At 46.2% G+C, this 16,311-nt stretch carries 11 protein-coding genes; 6 read left to right on the top strand and 5 right to left on the bottom strand.

The genetic code is table 11. From position 1 onward, the window contains the following. Positions 1-68: 68 nt before the first annotated feature. Positions 69-1,418, bottom strand: coding sequence for a vanadium-dependent haloperoxidase (locus AC1XUF_RS24040; RefSeq protein ID WP_483344395.1), 1,350 nt, complete (start codon positions 1,416-1,418; stop codon positions 69-71). Positions 1,419-1,996: 578 nt separating this feature from the next. On the opposite strand from AC1XUF_RS24040, the gene AC1XUF_RS24035 reads away from it, so the two are divergent. The 4 genes from AC1XUF_RS24035 to AC1XUF_RS24020 all read left to right on the top strand — a co-directional run bounded on the left by AC1XUF_RS24035 (position 1,997) and on the right by AC1XUF_RS24020 (position 11,810). Further along, positions 1,997-5,131: a SusC/RagA family TonB-linked outer membrane protein gene (locus AC1XUF_RS24035; RefSeq protein ID WP_483344404.1), complete on the top strand. Its 3,135-nt coding sequence runs from the start codon at positions 1,997-1,999 to the stop codon at positions 5,129-5,131. Positions 5,132-5,142: 11 nt separating this feature from the next. Continuing rightward, positions 5,143-7,029 (top strand): RagB/SusD family nutrient uptake outer membrane protein, encoded by a 1,887-nt coding sequence (locus tag AC1XUF_RS24030; RefSeq protein ID WP_483344394.1) that lies wholly within the window; start codon positions 5,143-5,145, stop codon positions 7,027-7,029. A 100-nt stretch (positions 7,030-7,129) separates the two neighbouring features. Then, positions 7,130-10,510 carry a VCBS repeat-containing protein gene (locus tag AC1XUF_RS24025; RefSeq protein WP_483344403.1) on the top strand — a complete coding sequence of 1,127 codons (3,381 nt, stop codon included), beginning with the start codon at positions 7,130-7,132 and terminating at the stop codon, positions 10,508-10,510. Next, positions 10,494-11,810 (top strand): vanadium-dependent haloperoxidase, encoded by a 1,317-nt coding sequence (locus tag AC1XUF_RS24020; protein WP_483344393.1) that lies wholly within the window; start codon positions 10,494-10,496, stop codon positions 11,808-11,810. Before AC1XUF_RS24025 ends, AC1XUF_RS24020 begins: the two co-directional genes overlap by 17 nt. An 18-nt stretch (positions 11,811-11,828) precedes the next feature. Here AC1XUF_RS24020 and AC1XUF_RS24015 read toward each other — a convergent pair whose 3' ends face one another. From AC1XUF_RS24015 to AC1XUF_RS24005, 3 genes are read right to left on the bottom strand one after another with little or no spacing between them, the layout of a single operon-like run. Continuing rightward, positions 11,829-12,068, bottom strand: a complete 240-nt coding sequence (locus AC1XUF_RS24015; protein ID WP_483344392.1) for a hypothetical protein — start codon at positions 12,066-12,068, stop codon at positions 11,829-11,831. 60 nt (positions 12,069-12,128) lie between these two features. Then, positions 12,129-12,884, bottom strand: coding sequence for a patatin-like phospholipase family protein (locus tag AC1XUF_RS24010; protein WP_483344391.1), 756 nt, complete (start codon positions 12,882-12,884; stop codon positions 12,129-12,131). Between the two features lie 9 nt (positions 12,885-12,893). Then, positions 12,894-13,736 carry an MBL fold metallo-hydrolase gene (locus AC1XUF_RS24005; RefSeq protein WP_483344390.1) on the bottom strand — a complete coding sequence of 281 codons (843 nt, stop codon included), beginning with the start codon at positions 13,734-13,736 and terminating at the stop codon, positions 12,894-12,896. Positions 13,737-13,868: 132 nt separating this feature from the next. On the opposite strand from AC1XUF_RS24005, the gene AC1XUF_RS24000 reads away from it, so the two are divergent. Beyond that, positions 13,869-15,017, top strand: a complete 1,149-nt coding sequence (locus AC1XUF_RS24000) for an FAD-dependent oxidoreductase (RefSeq protein ID WP_483344389.1) — start codon at positions 13,869-13,871, stop codon at positions 15,015-15,017. Here AC1XUF_RS24000 and AC1XUF_RS23995 read toward each other — a convergent pair whose 3' ends face one another. Then, positions 15,018-15,200 (bottom strand): hypothetical protein, encoded by a 183-nt coding sequence (locus AC1XUF_RS23995; RefSeq protein ID WP_483344388.1) that lies wholly within the window; start codon positions 15,198-15,200, stop codon positions 15,018-15,020. A gap of 97 nt (positions 15,201-15,297) precedes the next feature. Between AC1XUF_RS23995 and AC1XUF_RS23990 the strand changes: the two genes are divergently transcribed. Then, complete coding sequence (locus tag AC1XUF_RS23990) at positions 15,298-16,311, top strand: threonine aldolase family protein (protein ID WP_483344387.1); 1,014 nt, start codon at positions 15,298-15,300, stop codon at positions 16,309-16,311.

Here is a 16,311-nt window from a genome sequence, read left to right as displayed (position 1 = left end):
TCTAGCCGACCGCGTCTAGCCGACCGCGTCTAGCCGACCGCGTCTAGCCGACCGCGTCTAGCCGCCGCTTATTTATTTGCCAAAATGTCCCGGTTTTTTCGTGTGATGGCTCTCCGCCAAACGTTATCACCGATTTTTTGTCCCAGATGTGTGCCTTCGGTTACACCGTCACGGTAATGTATACCCCCGTAAACCCGGCTGATGGAGGCATCCCAGTAAGCTTCCTCAAAGGATTTAAATGATTTCACCCCATGGCCGTATTTCTTTTCGGTCGTGTCGGTAAAAGCAACGTGATCGCCCAGCAGATGCGTGAGCACCGTGCCGCAGGCAGCGGATATAGAACTGTGTCCGCTCACGTATTCGGGGAATGCCGGAGTTTCCAGAAACGGGCGCCAATCTGGAGCCCAGTTGTTGTTGATCACCGTTTCGGGCCTGATCCTGACGCTTCTGTATTTTTCATCCCAACAAGCAACGAATGCATCAAATATCGATAATGCGCTCAATGTATAGGCTTCGGTTGCCTGTATCAGGCTTAGTTTCTTGTCCGTAGCGACAGTTCTTACGATGGCAAGCCAGTGCCCTGCAGGGGTCATTTTCTTATTGGCAAACATGGCGTGGCCGACTACATTTGTTACAAAGGCGTTATCGTCCCAGAAATAGGCCGTTGCTTTTTGTTCTTCTGTAAGGTTGTTGCCAATATCGTAGACTTCCATAGCCAACTTCATGAATGGACTACCTTTTTTAAGGTCGTATTTTGCCGGAGGGGGGCACCTGAACTGTGTCACCGAATCGAGCGTGAAGGTTCTGACTGTGTTCCACATCGGTTCGCAGGCATCGGCATATGCAGGCGGGGTAGGCACCCAGGTACCGGGTAAATTTGTCACCGTATAGCGATAACCGCGAATTTCTTTGTAGTGATCTTTTGACGCATGCGCAAGTACATGTTTTGCGACAGTATCCCCATAAGCGATGGAGCGGAGGTACACGTCCTCAGGAATTCCCATATCCTGATATTTCTTTAACAAATCCTTCTCATAGTCATCCCACATATTTCCGGAGAAAGTGAGTGTTCTTCCTACTGTTGTAAAGGCCTTGATGCTTGCTAGCGGGAAGCAGTAAGCAGCCGAAGAGTCGGGTTTGGGTGGTATTTTGAAATTAACTAATTGATTTCCAAGAGATTGGTAATCTTTGTATCCCGGAGCAAGCGCTTCATAAGCGGCCAAAAATGAATATGCATAGATACGGCTAGCAACAGGCGGCTTGAAAATATCATGAATAATCACATCGGTTAAATGCGTGGTTGTCTCATGAAAAAGCGTCGGATCGGCCGCTTTGGAGTTATATTCTTCCGGGGACAAGTTTTTTTTACAACCATACAGAAATGGTATCAGCAAGAAGGAGAGTAAGCGCAATTTCATTCGTGTCGGGCAACTGGATATTGTGTAATTGATAAAAGTCAGATAAAGATAAGGAAGATTTAAATAAGGCGGATATTCTGTACAAAACAATGATTAATTGTAACTTATATATCACTATAATGCTGTTTTCGTCGTTTTGTCGCATTAGTTATTGTTATTTTTTAAGAATGCATAGACCTTAACCCAGAATGCTTTTATTTGTAAAAAAATTAATATCTTTTTGTATAATCAAATGAGTATATCTCTTCAGTTGGTACTTATCCTACAAGTTTCTGAATAATATGAACTCAATTGTGTAAAATCTACACACTTAAATTCTGAACTGAAAAAACTTAACTCAATCCCCTAACAAACGATCTATGTAAAAAACTTTCCCAAACGACATCTTCTTCGACTTGTAGACTGGCTCAATATTCAAAGCCAAAGTTTGATTCTACGTTCCGTGCTTATACGGTTAAGCAAAATTTTACAATACAATTTCTAACTCTAAATTTTAATCTATGAGATTTTCTACTGAATGGATATCTCGTGTCATCTCACGAGGTGTTTTTTCACTTAGTCTGCTCCTTGTCTCGGTCATGGTTGCCCATGCACAGAACACCATCAAGGGTAAGATTAAGGACGAAACAGGACTACCGCTGCCGGGTGTCAGCGTTGTCGTAAAAGGTACCACAGCAGGTACGGTTACAGACAACTCGGGTAATTATTCTGTTAACGCAGATAAAACTTCAACACTGGTATTTTCTTTTATTGGGTATCTCACCCAGGAACTGGAAGTAGGCAACCGAAATACCATTGACATTGCATTAATTTCCGATACCAAAGCATTAACAGAAGTAGTGGTTGTAGGTTATGGTACAGCAAAAAAAGCAACCTTGACCGGTTCGGTTGTTGCAGTAAAGGGTACAGAGCTTGAAAAAGCACCCTCAGCCAACTTGTCCAACACATTAGGCGGTCGTCTGCCGGGGGTATCCACGGTACAATCAAGTGGTGAGCCTGGATATGATGGATCGGCAATCCGTATACGTGGTACCAACTCGTTGGGTAACAGCAATGCACTGATCGTTGTGGACGGCGTTCCCAACCGTAGCGGTGGTTTGGACCGTTTGAACCCGGCCGATATCGAGAGCATCTCCGTTTTGAAGGATGCTGCGGCTGCGATCTACGGATCACGCGCCGGTAACGGGGTTATCCTGATCACTACAAAACGCGGTAAATCGGGCAAGCCACAATTGTCATATGACATGAATATGGGAATGGGCCAGCCAACAACGGTTCCGAAAATGTCCAACGCTGCTGAGTATGCGACCATCCGTAACGAATTGCAGATTTATGACAATTTGCCAGCCGGACAGTGGAATGGTGCGCTCACAGGCTTCAATACCGACGGAACTTATAAAAGAACGGATAACGGAAGCGTCCTGACAGCCGTTTTCCAGCCTGGTGATATTCAAAAATTCAAGGACCATTCTGATCCTTTGCTTCATCCGGACACCGACTGGTACGGTTCAGTAATCCGTAAATGGTCACCACAGCAACGCCACAATGTTCAATTGATGGGAGGTAGCGAGAATATCAACTACCTGGCATCTTTGGGCTATTTGAACCAGGACGGTAACTATATCAACTCGGCAACAGGTTATAAGCAATATGATATGCGTATCAACCTGGATACCAAGATCAATAAGTACCTGAAAGCCAAATTGGGTATCGCTCTTCGTGAAGAGTTCCGCCATTTCCCTAACGGTGGTGGTGCAAGCGACATATTCCGTATGTTGATGCGCGGTAAGCCAACCGAAATTGCGATATGGCCGGATGGACGTCCAGGTCCTGATATTGAAAATGGTCAGAACCCAGCCGTTATTACTACCAATACAACCGGTTATAACAACGATAAACGTGATTATATCCAAACCAATGGTGCATTGGAATTTGATGTGCCAGGCGTAACGGGCTTGAAGATCACTGCAATGGCCGCTATCGATAAAATGATGCGTCGCCAGAAATCATTCCAAAAGCCCTGGACATTGTATTATTGGGACAAAAAATCCTATGAAGCAGACGGCGTAACTCCTGTTTTAACCGGATCGGTACGTTCTACCTTCACGGATCCCCGTTTAACAGAATCATCCTCACAAGAATTGTCCGTTCAGTTAACAGGACAGGTTTCCTACGAGAAATCGATCGGTGCCCACAACTTCAACGTAATGGGTGGTATCCAGCGTGAGAAAGTGGATGCTGACGGGTTCAATGCTTACCGTAGATATTTCATTTCCCCTGTGGTTGACCAGCTTTTTGCAGGTGGTACACCAGAGCAAAATATCGGCAATTTTGACTTGTACAGAAGAGCACGGTTAAGCTATTTTGGACGCGCAGGTTATAACTTTAAAGAAAAATACCTTGCTGAGTTCCTATGGCGTGTGGATGGTTCTTATGTGTTCCCTAAACAAGGCCGCTTCGGATTTTTTCCAGGGGTATCTGCGGGATGGCGTTTATCGGAGGAGGATTTCTGGAAGAACAATGTCCGTTTCATGAACAATGTGAAGCTTCGCGGTTCATGGGGCCAAATGGGTGCTGAGCCTTATCTTTTTGGAACAGAAACACTTGCCGAGTATCAATACCTGTCAACAGCCGGCTTTAGTAGCTATGTGATCAATGACCAGGTTGCCAAAACACTTCTTGAAGCACGTGTTGCCAACAATAGCTTTACCTGGGAGGTCGCCAATAACATCAACTTTGGTATTGAAGGAACATTGCTGAACGACAAATTATCTTACGAATTTGATTATTTCGTAAACAACCGTTCTAAAATCCTGATCCCTAAATTGGGTTCGACACCTTCAACTGCCGGTATTGATGGTAAGCTCCCTCCTCAAAACATCGGTAAGCTTCAAAACAAAGGATGGGAATTCAAAGTGAGCTACGATGGAAGTATCAATGATTTCACCTACTCGGTGAGCGTGAATGGCGGATACGCCAAAAACAAGATCAAGTTCTGGGATGAAACGCCAGGTGCGCCTTCCTACCAGCGCTCGACGGGAATGCCTTATGGATCATTCCTTGTGTACCAATTCGACGGATCATTTAAAGACCAGGCGGAGATCGATGCCAACAAAATTGATTACAAACCGATCACTGGAAATTTACTGCCCGGCGATATGAAGTTCAAAGATGTGAACGGCGACGGAAAGATCAGTGCTGATGACAGGATCCGCTCTGAAAAAGTACAGCGTCCATGGTTTACAGGTGGTGCAAGCATTAACCTGGGTTACAAACAATTCGACTTATCTATCCTGATGCAGGGCGCTATGGGCGGTCTTCAGTTGGTAGGTTTGACGGAATCGGGTGACATTGGTAACTATCTGAAATATGACTTCGATCACCGCTGGACAATCGATAATCCGGATACAAGGTACCCACGTTTGACAAACCGCAGCAACCGTTATTATACCAATACAGGCAATGCGGGACTTAACAATTACTTCCTGAAAAGCAATAACTACCTCCGTCTTAAGAACATAGAGCTGGGATATAACCTGCCGTCCGAATTCGGATCGAAAATAGGTTTGAGCAAATTCCGGTTGTACGTGAATGGATTGAACATGTTCACTTTTGCAAAAATCAAAATCTGGGATCCGGAAGCAACTACAACAAGCGGACAGTACTATCCGCAGTCGAGAATTGTTAATGCAGGTTTACGTGTAGCATTTTAATGATTAGAAATATGAAATTTAAATACAAAAGTATAATTGCCATTGCCTTGCTGACTGCTGGCGGGTTGTGGTCTTGTAACTCTGATTTCCTGGACGTAACACCTCCAAGTGAAATCGCGGGTGACCAGGTGTGGACAGACGGTTCGTTGTCGGAAGCATTTGTGACAGGTATTTACCAGGGACTTCAGCAAGGTGGTTTCAGCGAACAGATGCTGGCTTCTTTGACCGACGAAGCGGTATTCACCCACACAGGACGTAACATCAACACCGTAAACGAGGGAAGTTTGAGTCCTTCAAACCTGGGTTGGGTAGATGATACTTATGGATGGAGCCCGATGTATATCCGTATCCGTGCGACAAACATCGCCCTGAAAAACCTGGCTACTGCTAGTTTTACTAATGAAACCTTAAAATCAAGGTTAAAGGGTGAGGCTTATTTTTTAAGAGCCTATTACTATCAGCAGCTGGTACGTTACTATGGTGCCGTGCCGTTGATCAAAAAGGTTTATGACCTGAACGAAGACTATTCGGTACCCCGTAATACTTACGATGAATGTATCAAATCAATCGTGAGTGATGCCGATAGCGCAGCATTATTATTGGACGGCCAAGCTGCAATCAAAGGACGTGCGTCGAAAGTTGCGGCATTGGCCTTGAAATCGCGCGTTCTTCTTTATGCCGCCAGTGATTTGCATGATATACCAACTGCCAAAGCAAAGTCTACAGTGATATCCGGCTACGCGAATCCTGAGTTCCTGGGCTATCTGACAGGGGACAGGACTGCCCGCTGGACGGCTGCACAAGCTGCTGCAAAAGCGGTTATAGACGCTGGTAACGGTGGATACAAATTGAACCTGGCTGCTCCGGTTAGCTCTGCGGAGGGAAAAACCAATTACATGTCTATAGCAATGGCTGGTGCCAGTGGTGACAAAACGCTGGATCCAAGCGCTAGCAGCGAGATCATTTTCGGACGCTATTTTACCTCAAGCTTGAGCGAGGGTGCCCGCCAAACCGGTTTGAACAACGGTCCGAACGGATACCATAACTGGGCTGGTAACACGCCGATTGGTTTGCTGGTTGATGACTATGAAATGATGGACGGTACTTCTTTCTCCTGGACCAACCCTACGCATAAAGCCAACCCGTATGTGAACCGCGATCCGCGTTTCTACGCGACTGTGATGTATGATGGTGCGGATTGGAAACCGCGTAATAAAATTTCAGGGAATGTTGACCCTGCAAACCAGATCCAGACGGGTGCTTATGACCTTCTGGATGACAAAGGTACCCTGTTCAACCGCAAAGGGCTGGATACCCGCAGCAGCTCCATTGAAGACTGGAACGGTAGCCGCACTGGATATTACATGCGCAAGTTTATCGATCCAAACCCAGACCTGGTTGATAATACGGACCGCCAGAATATTCCATGGCCTTTCTTCAGATTTACGGAAGCTGTTTTCAACTACATTGAGGCAAGCATTGAATTGGGCCAGGATGCGGTTGCACTTTCGTGGCTGAATAAGATCCGTTTCCGCGCTGGTATGCCGGCATTGAATGTAGCGGGAGCTGCACTGAAAGAGGCTTATCGTCATGAGCGAAGAATTGAAATGGCTTACGAAGAGCAACGCTACCACGATGCACGTCGCTGGATGATTGCCCCGACTACGCTTGGACGTTCACTGCAATACATTTCGGTAATCGGCAAGTTCAAGGCTGGTAAGTCTATGAAGGAGCCATATCACTACGATCCAACGGTTTACGATTATACTTACACTCCGGTGGAAGAGAAGTCGCACGAAAACCGCACCTGGGTAGACAAGATGTATTTCCGTCCGTTCAGCCGTGATGAGATCAACCGTAATGCTAAGTTGCTTCAAAACCCCGGCTACGACAAATAGTTAGCATTTATTAGGTAATTTTACAGAACTATGTCTTCGGTAAGAAGGCATAGTTTCTTTTTTCTATTGAGTTTTAATCTTCGTGCCTTTTATGAAGCGGATGAAATCCTGGGCATCAGGAAGTATAGTTTTAGTGATTTGTTTGTTGTTCGCCGGATGCAAAAAAAGTAGTAAGGCTGAGCACGAAAACAAAAATGACAGCGGGCCTCCTCTTTTTACACTTCTCGGTCCCGAAAAAACCAAAGTCGATTTTACCAATACGCTCACTGAGGGGTTGAACACCAACGTCCTGATGTACGAATATTTTTATAATGGCGGCGGCGTTGCTGCGGGGGACATCAATGGGGACGGTCTCGATGACATTTATTTCACCGGCAATATGGTTTCCAACAAACTGTATCTCAATAAAGGTGAAATGGTGTTTGAGGATATTACCCAAATCGCAGGTGTAGGTGGCAGGGAGAAACCCTGGAAGACAGGTGTTACCATGGCCGATGTGAATGGTGATGGAAAACTGGATATTTACGTGTGCTATTCAGGCAACGTTTCTCCCGAGAGCCTGAAAAACCAACTGTTTCTCAATAAAGGGAACAATGCGAACGGAATCCCGCAATTTGAAGAAGTAGCCGAAAAATACGGACTGGCGTTTCCCAGCAACAGTACACAGGCTGCATTTTTTGACTTTGATCGAGACGGTGACCTGGATATGTTTTTATTAAACCATAATCCAAAAGCCTTGCCGATTTTAGATGAGGCCAGCACTGCTGATTTGCTCAAAAAGGACGATCCGATAACTGGCGTAAGGTTCTTCAGAAACGACCAGAAAGGCACAGGCGATCCTAAGTTCATAGACATTACAAAGAAGGCGGGCATCAACAGTTCCCCTTTAACATACGGTCTGGGAATTGGCATTTCCGACGTTAACCAGGACGGGTGGCAGGACATGTACATTTGTAACGATTACTCTATTCCCGATTTCCTTTACATCAACAATCAAAACGGCACATTTACCGATGCGCTTGATGCCGGGATGGGTCACACTTCCCATTTTTCAATGGGTAATGACATTGCGGACTTTAATAATGATGGTTTGCCGGATATTTTCACACTGGATATGCTTCCGGAGGACAATCGCAGACAAAAATTATTGGCCGGACTTGATAATTATGAATTGTTCGACTTCAATGTGAAAGTGGGTTTTCATCATCAGTATACACGGAATATGCTGCAGCTCAACGAGGGTATGGGAAAAGGTTCTAAAACGCCTTCCTTCTCGGAAATTGGCCAGCTGGCAGGTATTTCCAATACCGATTGGAGCTGGTCGTCGCTTTTTGCAGATTATGATAATGATGGCTGGAAGGATTTGTTCATTACCAACGGCAACCTGAGGGATTATACCAATTTGGATTTCGTGAAATTCATGGGAGATCACCTGAAACGCATTGAAGGGCAGGTAAGGCGCGAAGACGTATTGCAACTGGTGTATCAGATGCCATCGTCCAACATGAAGAACTACCTGTTTCAAAATAAAAAGGACCTGACATTCAGTAACGTAGCGGATGCCTGGGGAGTGGGGGAAATTTCCAATAGCGGCGGCGCGGCTTATGCCGACCTTGACAATGACGGGGATCTGGACCTGATTGTCAATAATATCAACAAACCCGCATTTATTTATCAGAACGGCGGGGATAAGCTACTGAAGAACAGCTTCCTGAAAGTGAAGTTGGAAGGGGATGGAACAAACACATTTGGAGTTGGTGCGAAAATCACGATCTATCAAAAAGGCAAGATGCAATACCTGGAACAAATGCCGACGCGCGGTTATCAGTCCAGCGTTTCGCCAGTACTGCATTTTGGTTTGGGAAAGGATGAGCATATCGATTCCCTATCGATTGTCTGGCTGAGCGGTAAGATACAAAGATTGGTAAACCCCAAGTCCAATCAGCAGATCGTGTTATCTGAGAAAGATGCCAAGCCGGGGAAACCCAATGCGACTTCTCCCGCGCCGATATATGCACAGGTACCATCGCCCGTGGCTTTCCGTAGCCCGGCTATCAAGACCAATGATTTCAAACGCCAGCCATTGCTGATCAACCCGATTTCTTTTTCGGGGCCTTGTCTTAAAAAAGGGGATATCAATGGCGATGGTTTGGAAGATATTTTCGCCGGAGGAGGATCGGGAGAAGCTGCCAGACTTTACATTCAACAAAAAAACGGATCTTTTGTAAATAAACCGGTTGCGGCGTTCGAAGCGGATAAAAAAAGCGAAGACACCGACGCATCATTTTTTGACGCGAATGGAGATGGTTTCCTGGACTTGTTTGTCTGCAGCGGCGGTTTTGCCAGCTTTATGCCTGAAGACCCTTTGTTGCAAAGCCGTCTTTATCTTAACGACGGAAAAGGGAATCTGGCAAAAAGTCCCAATTCCCTGCCCAAGATGCTGACCAGCACCAGCTGCGTGCGGGTTTCGGATATCAATGGGGACAGCAAGCCCGATCTGTTTGTAGGCGGGAGAGTAATACCGGGCAGGTATCCCGAGACGCCTAGAAGCTACATCCTGATCAATGACGGCAAAGGGAATTTTTCAGACCAGACCACCCAATTTGCTCCGGAGGTGGAGCACATCGGTTTGGTAACCGATGCTGCCTGGACTGACCTGAACGGTGATAACAAGGCAGACCTCGTTATAGTAGGTGAATGGATGCCGGTTACAGTGCTTATCAATGCGAACGGCAAGCTGGAAAATAAATCAACCGACTATTTTGAGAAAACATACAGTGGCTGGTGGAATAAAATTCTAGCCGAGGACCTGAACGGGGATGGCAAAACGGATCTCATTATTGGTAATATGGGCTTGAATACCCAATGCAAAGCGAGCGACTCGGAGCCGGTACAGATGATCTACAAGGATTTTGACGACAATGGCTCGGTAGACCCGATCATGAGTTTTTATATTCAGGGCAAGAGTTACCCCTACATAACAAGGGACGAACTGCTGGACCAGATGAGTATTATGCGTACCCGGTTCCAGGATTATAAAAGCTACGCAGACGCCACGGTAAAGGAAATTTTCACACCGGAAGAACTGGAAGGCGCAAAGGAGTTGAAATCCAACTATCTGAAAACGGCTTACTTCGAAAGGAGCGGTAATGGTAAATTTGTAGAAAAGCCGTTGCCCCTGCAGGCCCAGGTCTCTCCTGTTTATACCATCACAGCGCTGGATTATAATTCCGACGGAAAGAAGGATCTGATCCTTTGTGGAAACGTGAGCAAGGCGAGATTACGGTTTGGCAAATATGATGCTAACTATGGCATTCTGCTAAAAGGTGATGGGAAAGGGAATTTTGATTATGTCAATCAGGATACCTCCGGGTTCAGGTTAAAGGGAGATGTGCGTAGTGTTTTGCCCGTGGGGGATAAACTATTATTTGGAATTAATCAGCAGGACATTAAAGCTTATCAAATTGGTAAAGTTCATTAACACCCTTTTCGCTATTACCGTGGTTTTGGTTTTCAGCGCATGTAAGGAAACGACAAAGCAGGCAAAGATCAGTCCTGAAACGATTGGACGGATCACATTGCAAATGACGGACGTGATGGTGCATGATGTAACCAATCCGCCGCTGAGCTCCCGCTTTTTCTCCTACGCATGCTTGGCAGGGTATGAAGTACTTGCCCAGAATGACTCGGCATACAAAAGTATGCATGGCGTTTTGAACGATTTTCCCGAGGTTACCAAACCCGTGGTAGAAAAGTATTCGTACCAGCTCAGCGCTGCACTGGCTATGCTCGAGACAGCCAAGAAAATGCAGCCTTCCGGCAAACTTTTGCAAAAATTCCAGGACCAGCTGATTGACTCCTGCAAGACCAGTGGGTTTGATGAAGAAACCATTGCCGGTTCGCAGCAATACGCGTTGGAAATCAGCAAGCAAATCCTCAAATATGCAAAAGGGGATAAATACAATCGCATCAGCAATTTTCCAAGATACGAGCCGAAGGGAACGCCAGGAACCTGGTATCCGACGCCTCCAGGGTATTTTCCTCCGGTAGAACCATTTTTCGGGACAGTCAGGCCCTTTACCCTGGATTCCGCGGCACAGTTTAAGCCGGCACCCCCAGTCGCCTTTTCGGAAAGTAAGAAGTCGGAGTTTTACCAGCTCATGAAAAGGAATTATGATGATCAGAAAAATCCGGAGCATCAGGTAATTGCGGCTTTTTGGGATTGTAATCCATTTGCGCTGGAGAATAAAGGCCATTTGCTGGTCGGGATGAAGAAGATCTCGCCCGCAGCGCATTGGATGGGCATCACCGATATCGCCTGCAGGCAAGGCAAAGCCGACTTCGGAAAGACCATGTTGGTTACCACTTCTGTTGCCATCGGATTGATGGACAGTTTTATGACATGCTGGGATGAGAAATACAGAAGCAATAGGATCCGCCCTGAGACAGCTATTCGGAAGTACATTGACCCAACCTGGAAGCCATTTTTACAAACTCCCCCGTTTCCCGAGTACCTGAGTGGGCATTCGGTCATATCTGCTTCCTCCGCAGTGATACTTACCCACTATTTCGGCGAAAATTTTGCATATACGGACACCGTCGAAGAACGGTTCAATCTGAAAGCAAGAAAATTCAAGTCATTCTGGGAGGCAGCAAACGAAGCCGCCATTTCCCGTTTTTACGGGGGCATCCACTTCATGGACGCCATTGACAATGGGATCTCGCAGGGCAGGCAAGTCGGGAATTGGGTGATCGAAACTCTGGGCAAGCCGCAGCCCTAGCTATGTGGCAATTCTTTTTCAAGAAAATGGGGGCAGACTGATGACCTTTACCTCGTGCTTGGTGTGGTAGTTATCACCTGCAGGAGTAATGGTGTATTTATATTGGGTATTAAGTCTTCGGTGCAGTTCATGAATCCACCCGATACTGTCGGGGGCGTTATTTAGCTTGATTTCAATGCACGCGACGGCAGTGATATCTTCATCAGGCCAAATCGCATGAAGCCCCGGCTTCTTTTTTTGAATAATTCTTTCTAACATATTCTAAATGTTCTTTTTACCTGGTAAATCCAAAATTCAACTTTGGATTTACCAGGTAAACTAGGAAAGTGATCCTCTCTTTTCCAATAAATCCTTTGTATGGGAATATCCAACTTCGTAAAGTTGCCTGGCCTTCCTGAAATCAAAAATACTGTAACGGCTGAGTGCTGGCGGTTCGATGAGGAGGTTGCACTTCTTGCATCTCTCCCTGGTTTTGGCGTGCATGGCCAGGATCAGGCTGCGGTAGACGATTTCGCTGGTTTTTTTTAAAGGTTTATCCAGCCCAAAAGGATTGCAATGACTTCCGATGACATAGTCAACCTCATTCTGGAGGTGCTCAACGGGTAGATTGTTGAGCACGCCGCCATCAACAAGGTCATGCCCCTGAAATTGAATGGGACTGAAAAGTCCTGGAATACAGCACGATGCCAGAATTGGCACGGCAAGCTCGCCGGTTCGAAATAAGACTTCTTCCCCCGATACCACATCTGTAGCATTGATCACCAGGCCTATTTTCAGCGATTCGAAGGAATTTTCGGGGATATATTTACAAAATACATGCTCAATCAGCCGTAACCGCAAGAGCCCATTAGCTCCGAAACCAGGTCTGAGATAGGGATAGAATTTCGTTTCAATGATTTTGTTGAGGATTTCTTCCGGCGTATAGCCATAGGCGATCATGGCGCCGATAAATGCGCCGGAACTCGTTGCGCTGATCATATCGGGGGAAATGCCCTTTTCCTGCAAAGCCTTGATAACCCCGATATGAGCAATTCCCCTCGCGCCGCCACCAGATAAAACCAGCCCGATCTTCATGGAGTTACCTCAAATAAAATCACTAAAAAAACCTCTTTCCTTGATCCTGATCCCTTTTTCTGTTTGTTCAACGGTGGCAGCTTCATAAAACGGATCGTGTTCAAAAAATAAGATATGACCCTCATTGACTGCATTTTGCAAGACCAGCTCTTTTTCAACGATGGTTTGCAAAGGCCTCATATCGTAACTCATGATCCATGGAATGGGAACGTGAAATGACGAAGGAAGCAAATCTGCGGCGTACACGATTTTTTGACCATTGAAAGAAATAACAGGAAGCATCATTTGCTCCGTGTGCCCGTCGACAAAAAGGAAATCAATGCCTGCAAAAGGGGAAGCGGATTTGTCGATGAACTTTAGCTGCCCTGATTCCCTGATCGGATTAATATTCTCTTTTAAAAAGGAAGCTTTTTCTCTCGGATTGGGATTACCGGCCCAATTCCAATGTGCTTCATTGGACCAGTAGGTTGCATGGGGAAATGTCGGCTGTAACCGGGAGCCGTCACGGCTGAATTCCACCGCCCCGCCGACATGGTCGAAATGCAAATGGGTGAGGATTACATCGGTAATATCCTTGGGATCAAATCCCTTTTCTTGAATGGAGGAGATTAGTGAAGCGTCGCCATGCAAATCATAATGTCCAAAGAATTTGGCATCCTGCTTATTTCCCATCCCGGTATCGATGAGGATCAGCTTGTCGCCATCCTCTACAAGCAGGCAGCGAATGGCCCAGCTGCACAGGTTTTTTTCGTCTGCAGGGTTATGTTTATTCCAGAGCGACTTAGGTACCACGCCAAACATGGCACCACCGTCGAGCTTGAAGAAACCGGTATCAATCACGTTTATTTTCATAGAAAAGGTGTTTTCGACTTCATATATCAGGATTCAGTTGAACTAACATACCATTATTTTTGGAACATTTAATGAAAGTAATTTCCGGGGGGCTGAGTATATTGTAACATTTCACGCTCACCAACTCCCCAGATGAATCGCAGAAACTTTTTCGAAAAGGCAATTCCTGCAAGTGTTGCCCTCGGTGCCATGGCCACTTCCTGTGTCCCAAAGGCCCAGCTGCAATATCCCGACAAGCACTTCCACATCAGTCGAGGATATCACCAGATACCCAAGCTCAGGTTGTCGATGGACCGGATTGTAAAGGAAACGGTGGGTTTGCGGCCGTTCAGGGCGTCCGGCCCGAGATTGGATGTGGAGCAGCTGGGTAATAAAACCATTGTGCATAACTACGGGCATGGAGGAAGCGGCTGGTCACTTTCGTGGGGGACGGGTAACATTGCGAGAAACAATGTGCTGAAAACAGGAGAAAAAAAAGTCGCACTGCTGGGCTGCGGCACGGTGGGTATTGCAACCGCGCGGCTATTGCAGGAAAGCGGATGTGAAGTGACGATTTACACTAGAGATGTCCCACCCAATATTACCAGTAACCTGGCAACCGGCACCTGGTCGCCCGCGTCGCGTGTCTGCGATAAAACAGTTGCAAAACCAGAATTTCAAACGATCTGGGAAGAAGCGGCCAGATTTTCGTTCCGTCGTTTTCAATTCTTACTGGGCATGAACGATATTGCTTGCTGGGCAGAGGAATATGGTGTTTTTAAAGACGCGCCGGTCTACATTCCGGGGGCCGGGGGAGAGGATTTTGAAGCGGAAGGTTTGTTGCCGGAACGTGTCAAACTGGTAGCCAAAGAACATCCTTTCAGGGGTTATCAGGTGACCAGAAGGTCCAATATCATGTTCAATATCCCTACCTACCTGAGACATCATTTGCAGGATTTCACCATGTTTGGCGGGAAAGTGAAGATTCAGGAGATCAAAAAGCTGGAAGATATCGACGCTTTACCAGAAAAAGTGGTTGTAAACTGCATGGGACTGGGCGCAAAGCCTGTTTTCAATGACCAGGAACTGACACCGGTTTCGGGCCAGCTTTCCTGTCTGATTCCGCAAAGTGAAATCAACTACAAACTTTATACCCAGGGTGCCAATTTTATTTCCCGCAAAGACGGAATTTACATTGGAAGTAATGGCATAGTAGGTAACTGGGATACCACGCCAAGTAAAGAGCAGACCGAAAAAACGGTCGGGATTTTGATGAAACTAATGGAAGACATGAAAGGGTAACTATTGTTCTTTGAGGTGATATCTTCTGCGAATTTCGTTGATCAGAAATTTCTTATGCGCTATAAAACTCTCTGGATGCATGGTTAAAAACAGTTCTTCCCATTCCCTGAAGCGGTTGAGGTCTTCGTTTTTGAACATCCCCGCGTCGATCTTTTTTGATTTTAAAAACTCGTCAAATTCCATTGCTGCCGTTTTGGCTGCAATATATCAGTTAAAAAGTATTTGGTACTTATCATCGGTTGTTCCGTTATTAGAAGAAAAATAAATTAATCCGTGTTTGATGAAAATTGATTTACGCAGCGACACCATTACCCGGCCAACCAGAGAAATGCAGGAAGCAATGTGGGCAGCGGAAGTAGGGGACGACGTTTTGGGCGACGATCCCACTGTGAATGCGTTGCAGGAAAAAGCTGCGCGGTTGTTCGGAATGGAAGATGCACTTTTCTGCCCGTCCGGAACAATGACTAACCAACTCGCCATACGTGTTCACACTCAGCCGGGAAGCGATGTGATTTGTGATAAATATTCGCATATCTACTTATACGAAGGCGGAGGGATTATGCTCAATGCATTGTCTTCGGTAAAGCTGCTGGATGGCGACCGCGGCAGGATCTCGGCGGAACAGGTCGAAAATGCGATCAGCCCGGAAAATGATATTCATTCCACACTGACCAGGTTAGTCTCTCTGGAAAACACCATGAACAAGGGCGGGGGCTGTTATTACGATTTTGAAGAGATCAAAGCGATCAAACAAGTCTGTAAGCAGCGGCATTTACCTTTGCATCTCGACGGAGCAAGATTGTTTAACGCCCTCGTGGAAACGGGGGAAACTCCGTTGCAATATGGCGGGGTATTCGACAGCATCAGTATTTGTCTTTCCAAAGGGTTGGGCTGTCCGGTGGGCTCCTTATTACTGGGAACCAAAGAAATGATTGTTAAAGCGAAACGTTTTCGGAAGGTGATGGGCGGCGGATGGCGTCAGGCAGGGTTTTTGGCAGCAGCCGGAATTTATGCACTTGACCATCACGTCGAAAGATTAAAAGAGGACCATCAAAGGGCGCGCACGATCGGAGCTTTGTTCCAAGGCAAACCTGAGGTGGAAGAAGTTTTTCCGGTTGATACCAATATTGTGATCATCCGCCTGGCTTCCGGCCTATCCGAGATCGAATATGTGAATAAGCTGAGAGAATCCGGGATACTTGCCGTCACTTTTGGCAAAGGCCTCGTACGTTTTGTAACCCATCTTGACTTGACCGACGCGCATTTGGAAGAACTTGAAAAGAGAATAAAATAG

This window comes from Dyadobacter sp. HNCC25DJ185 (assembly GCF_056895195.1).
The sequence above is the reverse complement of the archived record's forward strand: the minus strand, read 5'-3'. Positions and strand labels throughout refer to the sequence as shown.